Origin of the sequence: Vibrio sp. 10N.222.48.A3, from assembly GCF_041475345.1 — a bacterium.
GTDB classification, from domain to species: domain Bacteria; phylum Pseudomonadota; class Gammaproteobacteria; order Enterobacterales; family Vibrionaceae; genus Vibrio; species Vibrio tasmaniensis_A.
Genome location: NZ_JBFRVX010000319.1, coordinates 1,185 through 5,674, shown reverse-complemented (window position 1 = coordinate 5,674; position 4,490 = coordinate 1,185). Strand labels below are relative to the sequence as shown.

Sequence of the window (4,490 nt, the reverse complement as noted above, 5' to 3'; positions counted from 1 at the left end):
ATTTCGCACTTCACCCGCCAGTTGAATTGGCAGCGGGTAAAACTGCTTACGCCAATAGTCGGCGACCACTTGTGCTTTTAGGTGGCTTTCATCGGTCACAAATTCATTATCAAAACGGCTTCCTGACTCGAAGGCATTTTGAGTCAACATACGCTGACAGAAACCGTGAATGGTGTATACCGCCGCCTCATCCATTTGTCTTTCAGCGTTAAGCAAAGTTTTCGCAGCACCAGCATGATCATCAATGGCTTGTAACAAAGGAGCAATCACTGGATCGTCACTTTGCCCACGTGCAAACGCGATACGTGCATCATGGATTCGAGCACGGATACGATCTCGCAGCTCTGCCGTTGCCGCTTCAGTAAAGGTCACCACCAAGATTTGGTCTACGGTTAACGGCTCATGGTGTCGAGTGGCTTCAGTCAGGTCGCCTTGTGGAGCGGCCGTGCCGTGCCCGAGCAGTAGGCGCAAGTACAAGCCAGCGATGGTAAATGTTTTACCCGTACCCGCTGATGCTTCAATTAAACGCGCGCCATGAAGTGGAAACGTCATGGTATCGAGTGTCTGTGGAGTGATTACCTGAACACTGCTTGTGGTCGTCATGCCTTACTGCCTTTTGATAGATGAGTCTGTTAAAAATGTGACTATTGCTATAAATGTGACCTAGCGTGGAAAACGTCATTCAATTTACGTCCTACGCTGATTTGTTAATAGTTAGTGCGATCTCTCTCACGGATCAATTCAGATCGCCTCGCTACTATGCGCCCACGAGTTCAGGTGCGCGTACGAGTTTTATACTCATGCGTTACTTTGAACCACAGAATAATGGTCCCTCTGACCTGTGGCCGTACAGCGAACGCCCTACACTAATAATGATTTACTGGCGGCCACTTTATTTCCTGTACTTTGCTTCTCTTCACCTTGAAAGCAGGTATCCCAAATGCTGACCAGCGACTCTCTTTCGTTTTTCATTAATTCAGCGCACTCGCTATTGATCTTGTCGATCACAACCACTTACTCCTGATCTTCCAGATCGGCAGCAGCCAACCTTGCCGCCTGTAACACAAGCGTTGAATACATACGCGACTCAACAGCCAGCTCATCGTCCCACTTAGGCCAAATACGTGAGATGTAAGTATCTCTCCCCTCACCCGTAAAGGCGAAGCTGTCATTAAAGGTATCGGCCATTTTCTTGAGCGACTTTTCTTCGTCATCGACCCACTTACCACGGCTAAAGCCCGCTTCAACACCAGCCAATGCGGTTTTCGGGAAATAAGGCAATGGTGCAGTCATGCCTTGATAAAACAGTCGCACTAATTCAGCCAACAAGCTCTTCACCTGCTGCGCATCGCCGATAGGCTGTAGCGTCTGGTGAACAACGCCCTCTTTTCTGTCATAGCCAATAATATGGGTCGTTTTCCCGTGTCCCATCACTGCGCAACATAAATGATCGATCCATGCTGCTAAGTAATCTTGAGAGCGTATTTTGCCGCTACGGAAACGCACTAGACCTGATTGGTAGTTTTGAGTTAACCAACCCATCAAGCGAACAGGTTTGCCTTCGCCTAACACATCAAATTCGATATTCACTTCGAGATCTTGTTGCGGTGATCCGCTCACAAATCGAATCTCTTTAGCTAAGTCTTCCGCTTGAACACGGTTGGTTTCAAACTCGATATCACCAAAGGCGCCAACCGGTAATCGGCCCTGTGCTTTTTGCTCAGAGACAAACAGTCGCACTGCTTCGTCTGCGCCTTCAGGGTGGTCTAGCAGCACTTGCAGCAAAGCATCCTTAAGTTGGAAACTCTCTAAACCATTAAGTACAAATGGCTCATCGTCTTCCATCACAGGAAGTGGCGGCTCAAATACCACTTTTAGGCGGCGATTAAAGAAGTACTGCACTGGCAAACGCCAAAAACGCTGTAACTCAACCAAATCGAGTTCTAACGGGTACGTCGCACCCAACAAATAGTCATCCAATGCACGATTGAATTCACCACTGCGTTCACCGGTACGGTTAGCCGCTGGAAGCCACTCTTTGGCGTAACTCAGCACATGGCTCGCATCACCTTGAGTAAACGCAGCAGGGCTGAACGGTGTCATGGTGTGTTCAAAGCTGATCGCTTGAGTCAGCTTGATGCCTGAATCATCACTTGGTAAGGCTTGATCGTCACTCAAACAGTAGTTCTGTTGGCAGTATTCAATCAACTCTGAAACCAATACCGATGGCACTCGCTCAGTATTATCCTTAATCGAACGGCCGACATAGCTGATGTACAAACACTCTTGTGCTGACATCATCGCCTCTAAGAATAGATAGCGGTCATCATCACGGCGAGAACGATCCCCTGGTCGTGTGCGTCCGTTCATTAGATCAAAACCTTCTGGTGGCATTGAGCGAGGGTAAACACCATCGTTCATTCCCAATAGACAAACGGTTTTGAAAGGAATAGAACGCATCGGCATCAAGGTACAAAAGTTAACTTGGCCTGCTAAAAAACGCTGACTAATACGTGCACCCGATAACTTATTATTGAGGTACTGATAGATAATGCTTGGCGACAACTCTTGTTCATACAAGGCATCATCAAGCTGTTCATTCAGTTGCGAAAGCGCATCACGTATCGACTTAAGCACCACCTCGCCTTCCAGTTCAACCGCAAAGAAATCATCAATCATTTGCAGCAAGATTTCACGCCACATATCGATAGATTGAGTTTCAGTTAAGCGTTGACGGTAATGGGCAATACGATCGATAAAGTGAGCTAACTTACCTGCAAGTTCGGCGTTAATGCCTTGAACTTCGTTATAAGCGGCAATCGGAGAGTGTTCAGTTTCAAACAAACCTGCAGAGTCTGACATCGCATAACCCAATAGCATGCGCTGAATGCCGAATAGCCAAGTATTTTGCTCGGTCGCAGGTAAATCAAATTCTGTCGCCGTTGAAGCATCGACACCCCAACGGATACCCGCTTCTTCAACCCATTGCTTGGCTTGCTCGAATTGAAACTCGTCAATACCAAAGCGTGCCATCATCGCAGGAATTTCTAACAGCTCTAGCAACTCAGAAGCTAGACAGCGCGTGTTTGGTAGCGCGACTAACTGCATGAAGGCGGTCAGAATTGGGCTTTCTTGGTCTGCGGTTCTATCAGAGATCGAGTAAGGGATATAACGCTCACCCGGTGCATTACCAAATACCGCCTGAATCGCTGGGCTATAAGCATTAATGTCAGACACCATCACGATGATATCGCGTGGTTTCAGAGTCGGGTTGGTATCAAACATCGCCAACAACTGATCATGAAGGACTTCAACCTCACGCATTGGGCTATGACACGCATGTACGGTTAGAGAGCGATCGCCAAGTTCAACAACCTGTTTATGGTTACTGGAATCTAATATGTGGTCGTCTTGATGTTCTTCTAACTGGAGAATATCGGCTTGCAGTTGATGCAATAGGTTATCTCTCTCAACATCAATAAAGAACTCATGCTCTTCGCAGTCTGATTGAGATAGTAAAAACAGGTTATCTCTGCCCAGTTTCCCCATAGACGCAAGTAAACTATTACCCACGGCTTGGCTGGTATGCAGTTCGTCTTCAATATTAGCTTCAATGCCATCTTTCAATGGTGAAGTTTCACCCTCCAATTTAGGTAAACCATCAACCAACACAAACTGCTTACGACGCTGGGCTTCAACTCTTGCCAAATATTTACGGTCGCGAATATCGCCCCAGTAATGTTGGCAAGGGTTGGTAAACATCAAGTGCACATCAATCTGCTCACCGAGTGCTTTCAACGCATCCATGTAACGAGGAGGCAACGAAGAGATACCAAACACAAATAAGCGTTTAGGCAGATGTTGCAATTTACCTTGTTGATTAGCTAGCGCTTCAATGAAGTCGTGGTACAAGTTCCCACGGTGGTATTTTGATTGGCCTTGAGACAGGGTTTGCTCATAGAGTGCTTGCCACAAAATCGGTTGCCAAGGGTGAGCTTGCTGCCCTTCATCATCGACCAATTCAGCAACGGGCTCTCCCGCTTCCCACATCGCCATCCATTCAGGTCGATACACCAAGTAGCCATCGAAGATATCGGCAATTTTCTCTGCCAATTGGTACAGCTTCGAATCATCTTCGTCGTTTTCAAGGTAGCGTTGTAGAGGTAAAAAATCAGGGTGGTCAAGCTTAGCGGGTAGCAAACTCATCAGCTTCCATGTCATCGCTTCCTTGTTAAAAGCACTGCGTTTAGGTACATCAGGAAGCACTTGGGTAAACATATCCCAAATGAAGGTTGCTGGAAGTGGGAAATCGATATTTGCTGCTACGCCAAACTCTTTGGCGAGTTCCATCTTAAGCCATTGAGACATGCCTGGGCTCTGAACCAAGATCTGCTCTTTTTCGAAAGGATTGGCCAAAGGGTCACTTTTAATTAAGTGAACGAGAAGGATTTTTAAAGTATCGACTTTATTGGAATGGTAAACAGTAAACA

At 46.8% G+C, this 4,490-nt stretch carries 3 protein-coding genes; all 3 read right to left on the bottom strand.

All coding sequences use genetic code 11. The annotated features are described in order from the left end of the window. Positions 1 to 603, bottom strand: a 603-nt coding sequence (locus AB4653_RS10160) for a UvrD-helicase domain-containing protein (RefSeq protein ID WP_372104050.1), incomplete at its 3' end; no start/stop codon positions are given. 258 nt (positions 604 to 861) lie between these two features. After that, entirely contained in the window at positions 862 to 1,008 is a 147-nt protein-coding gene (locus tag AB4653_RS10155) for a hypothetical protein (RefSeq protein WP_170962724.1), read from the bottom strand. A gap of 6 nt (positions 1,009 to 1,014) precedes the next feature. After that, positions 1,015 to 4,490, bottom strand: a 3,476-nt coding sequence (gene recC / locus AB4653_RS10150) for an exodeoxyribonuclease V subunit gamma (RefSeq protein ID WP_372104047.1), incomplete at its 5' end; no start/stop codon positions are given.